The sequence below is a fragment of the Streptomyces capoamus genome, from assembly GCF_014654935.1.
Lineage (GTDB): Bacteria > Actinomycetota > Actinomycetes > Streptomycetales > Streptomycetaceae > Streptomyces > Streptomyces capoamus.
Genome location: NZ_BNBF01000030.1, coordinates 62741 through 67090, shown reverse-complemented (window position 1 = coordinate 67090; position 4350 = coordinate 62741). Strand labels below are relative to the sequence as shown.

At 77.1% G+C, this 4350-nt stretch carries 2 protein-coding genes and 1 pseudogene; 2 read left to right on the top strand and 1 reads right to left on the bottom strand.

From position 1 onward, the window contains the following. Both IE312_RS42995 and IE312_RS33215 read left to right on the top strand, forming a co-directional pair. Positions 1 to 1033, top strand: a pseudogene (locus IE312_RS42995) (DNA repair protein RecN); the annotation flags it as partial. Positions 1034 to 1500: 467 nt separating this feature from the next. Further along, on the top strand, positions 1501 to 2676 hold the full coding sequence (locus IE312_RS33215) for a glycosyltransferase family 4 protein (protein ID WP_189985942.1): 1176 nt from the start codon (positions 1501 to 1503) through the stop codon (positions 2674 to 2676). A gap of 20 nt (positions 2677 to 2696) precedes the next feature. Here the strand turns inward: IE312_RS33215 and IE312_RS33210 are convergent, their stop codons facing one another. After that, positions 2697 to 4343, bottom strand: coding sequence for a PucR family transcriptional regulator (locus IE312_RS33210; RefSeq protein ID WP_189985941.1), 1647 nt, complete (start codon positions 4341 to 4343; stop codon positions 2697 to 2699). Positions 4344 to 4350 lie beyond the last annotated feature (7 nt).

Here is a 4350-nt window from a genome sequence, read left to right as displayed (position 1 = left end):
GCACGCCGCTCTCGCGGGCAACCCCGAGGACCCCGAGGGCATCGACGCCTCGACCCTCGTCGCGGGCGCGCACCGGTCCCTGGAGGCCGTGCGGGCGCACGATCCGGCGCTGTCCGCGCTCGCCGACCGGATCGGCGAGATCGGCATCCTGCTCGCTGACGTGGCCGGCGAGCTGGCCGGGTACGCCGACGATCTCGACGCCGACCCGCTGCGGCTGGCCGCGGTGGAGGAGCGCCGGGCCGCGCTGACCGCGCTGACGCGCAAGTACGGCGAGGACGTGGACGCGGTCCTCGCCTGGTCCGAGCGGAGCGCCGCGCGCCTGACCGAGCTGGACGGCGACGACGAGCGGATCGAGGAGCTGACCGCCGAGCGGGACGCCCTGCGCACCGAGCTGGGCGGGCTGGCGCAGGCCCTGACCGACGCGCGGACGGAGGCCGCCGAGCGGTTCGCCGCGGCGGTGACCGCCGAGCTGGCCTCGCTGGCGATGCCCCACGCGCGCGTGTCCTTCGACATCCGGCAGACCGAGGACCCGGAGGGCGTCGAGGTCGGCGGCCGGCCGGTCGCCTACGGCCCCTCGGGCGCGGACGAGGTCGAGCTGCTGCTCGCCCCGCACCCGGGCGCCCCGCCGCGGCCCATCGCCAAGGGCGCCTCCGGCGGTGAGCTGTCCCGGGTCATGCTGGCCGTGGAGGTGGTGTTCGCGGGCACCGACCCGGTGCCGACGTACCTCTTCGACGAGGTCGACGCCGGGGTCGGTGGCAAGGCGGCCGTCGAGATCGGGCGGCGCCTGGCCAAGCTCGCCAGGACCGCGCAGGTCGTCGTGGTCACCCACCTGCCCCAGGTCGCCGCGTTCGCCGACCGCCAGCTGCTGGTGGAGAAGACCGACGACGGCTCGGTCACCCGCTCCGGCGTGAAGGTGCTGGAGGGGGAGGAGCGCATCCGCGAGCTGTCCCGGATGCTGGCGGGCCAGGAGGACTCCGAGACGGCCCGCGCCCACGCCGAGGAACTCCTGGCGACGGCCAGGGCGGACGCCTAGGCCCCGGCCGGGCCGGCGGGGCCCGGGGCGTGGGGGCGCGCGTTCCTGGTCTCGCGCCGGGGTGGTGCTCGGGGTGGCGAAGCGGCGCGCAGTGGCTGCCGGCGTGCGCCGTCGAGCCGCCGGGGCCGGCCCGGGGCGTGGGCCCGGGGGAGCCCGGACATGGCCGTGGTGAGGGGCTGACCTCGTCGGACGCTCTCGTACGGCGTTCGCTCGCGGCGAGGGTTTCCTCACCCGTGTGGGTGATGTGCTCCGGCGCATTGCCCCGGCCCGCCGCACGGTGCGCCCTCCCGAATGGCCCTGAACGGCCGTACGGACTGGCATGCTTGGCGGGGAACACGGGGCGGGCAGGGGGTCCGGACGGTCCGCGTGCCAGGCGCGCGGGGTGCGTCCTTCCGCCCCCCGGAGCCCGCTACCTTCTGTACGTTCCCTCGTGACCGCCCCCGCCGTGAACCAGGAGCCCCGGCCCCGTGACCCCCGTGAGCAGCAACGCACCGCACGGCCAGTCGCCGCTGCGCACCGTGCAGGTGCTCGGCGGGGGCAACGCCGGCAGCAGCGCGCACGTGCGCTCGCTGGCCGAGGGGCTCGTGGCGAGGGGCGTGCGCGTCACGGTGTGCGCCCCCGCCGAGGCCGACCACGCCTACGACTTCACCGGGGCCGGCGCCGAGCACGTGCACGTGCCGCGCAGCAGCGACCCCGTCTCCGTGGCCGCGCTCCGCACGGCCTGCGCCAACGCCGACCTGGTGCACGCGCACGGTCTGCACGCCTCCTTCCGGGCCGTGCTCGCGCTCGGCGGGCGCACCACCCCGCTGGTGGTGACCTGGCACAACCGCGCCCACGCGGAGGGACCGCGAGCCCATCTGCTGCGGGTGCTGGAGCGACGGGTGGTGAGGACCGCCGCCGTGGTCCTCGGCACCAGCCCCGACCTGGTCGACCGGGCCCGGCGGACCGGCGCCCGCGACGCCCGGCTCGCGGCCGTCGCCCTGCCGGCCCGGCGCCGCACCGGCGGCCTCCTCGACGCCGGCACCCTCGGCCCCGACGCCCCGGACCGGGACGACCCCGACCGGATGCGGTCCAAGATCCGCGCCGAACTCGGCGCCACCGGGCGCCCGTTGCTCATCGCGGTCGGCTCCCTGGACCGGCACCGGGGCTACGACGTCCTGCTCGACGCGGCCCGCACCTGGCGCGGCCTGGACCCGGCACCGCTCGTGGTCGTCGCCGGCGAGGGGCCGTTGCGGCCGGTGCTGCAACGCCGGATCGAGGACCAGGAGCTGCCGGTGCGGCTCATCGGGCACCGGGAGGACGTCGCCGAGCTGCTCGCCGCCGCCGACCTGGCCCTGCTGACCAGCAGGTGGGAATCCCGCTCCGTGCTCGCCCAGGAGGCCCTGCACGCGCGCGTACCGCTCGTCGCCACCCGTGTCGGCGGCGTCCCGGACCTCGTCGGGGACGCCGCCGCGCTCGTCCCCTACGGCGATCCGCACGCCCTCGCCGACACCGTCGTCACCCTGCTCGCCGACCCGGAGCGGTGCGCACTGCTGCGCGAGCGCGGGGCACGGCAGGCCGCCACCTGGCCCACCGAGGACGAGACCGTCGCCCAGGTGCTCAGCGTCTACGACGAGTTGACCCAGCCCAGACCGCTGGCCTGAGGGCTCGGGGACGACAGACCCTAGGGCACGTGCCGGCGGGCCCGCAGGGCCAGGCTCAACGCCAGTACGGTCTGCGGGTCGTCGAGGTCGGTGCCCAGCAACTCCCCGATCCGGGCCAGCCGGTTGTACAGCGTCTGCCGGTTGAGGTGCAGCTCGCGGGCCGTCTCCGCCTTGCGGCCGGCGTGCGCGAGATAGGTCTCCAGGGTCGGCAGCAGCGGCGGCTTGGAACGGTGGTCGTGGTCGCGCAGCGGACCGATCGCGCGGTCCACGAAGGCCGCGAGGTCCGGGTGGTCGCGCAGCCGCCACAGCAGCAGGTCGATGTCGAGGCGCCGGGCGTCGTACCAGGGGCGGTCGGTCAGGCCCTGGGCCGCCGTCGCCGTCTCCGCCGCGTGCCTGAGCCCCGCCGAGGCCGCCGCCCAGCCGCCCGCCACCCCGACGACCACCACCGGCGGCGGCGAGCCCGGCCGGCGCATCCCGGCCCGCTCCACCCCCGCCCGCAGCGCCGCCGCCACCCGGTCGGCGACCGCCGCCCGCTCCGACTCCGAGCGCAGCCCCAGCAGCACCAGCACCCGGCCCTCCACCGGCCGCACCCCGAGCAGCACCGGCACCCCCACCGCGGCCAGCTCCTCGGAGACCGCCCGGGCCAGCACCGCCCAGCCGCCGCCGGGGGAGAGGGTGTCCCCGATCCGCATGACCACCGGCAGCAGCGGACTGCCGCCGGGCTTGAAGCCGAGGACCCGGGCCTGCGCCGGGGCGTCCTCCGCCGTGATCCGGCCCTCGGCGAGATCGGTGAGGAAGTCACCGCGCCCGCGTGCCGCCAGCTCCTCCTCCTGCCGGGCCTGCATCAGCACCACGGCCAGGATGCCCGCGGCCCGCTCGGCGGCGATCCGGTGCACCGGGGACAGCGGGGAGCGCACCGGCAGCAGCACCAGGCGGGCCCGCACCGAACCCGCCGTACCGGCACCGCCGCCGGGCACGTCCACCAGCACCGAACCGGCGGGCGGCGGCGCCTCCTTGTGCGGTCCGCGCAGTCCCTCCCACACCTGGAGCGGGTCCGTGCCCTCCGGCCCGGCACCGGCGGCGTACAGCAGCCGGCCGTCGGCCGTCTCCAGGAACACCGGGTTGTCGCCGAAGTCCGCCAGGATGCCCAGCACCTGCGGTACCCCGCCGCCGCCCAGCAGCGCCTCGGTGCAGCGCCGGTGCACCTCCTCCGCGCGCTGCAGGAGCGCGTAGTGGCCGTTGACGATCTCGGTGTGGACCTCCTCGGTCACCGTCACGAACGGCACCTCGCGGTGCAGCTGGACGAGCGGCAGGCCGGCCGCCCGGGCGGTGTCCACCAGGGCGGCCGGCAGCCGGGCGAAGCGCGGGCCCAGCTCCACCACCAGGGCGGCGATCCCCCGCTCGGCCAGGGTCCGGACGAACGCCCGCTGCTCGGCCGGCCGGGTGCCCAGGCCGTAGCCGGTGGTGAGCAGCAGTTCGCCGCCCTTGAGCAGCGAGGCGATGTTCGGGACCTCGCCCGCGTGCACCCAGCGCACGGTGCGCCCGAGCCGGTCGGCGCCCGCGAGGACCTCGGGCAGTCCGCTGCGCAGTCCGGGCAGCTCCAGCGCCCGCTGCACGGTGATGCCGGCGCCCTGGGTGTCGAATCGGTGGTCCGTACGGCTGTCCATGCAGCGG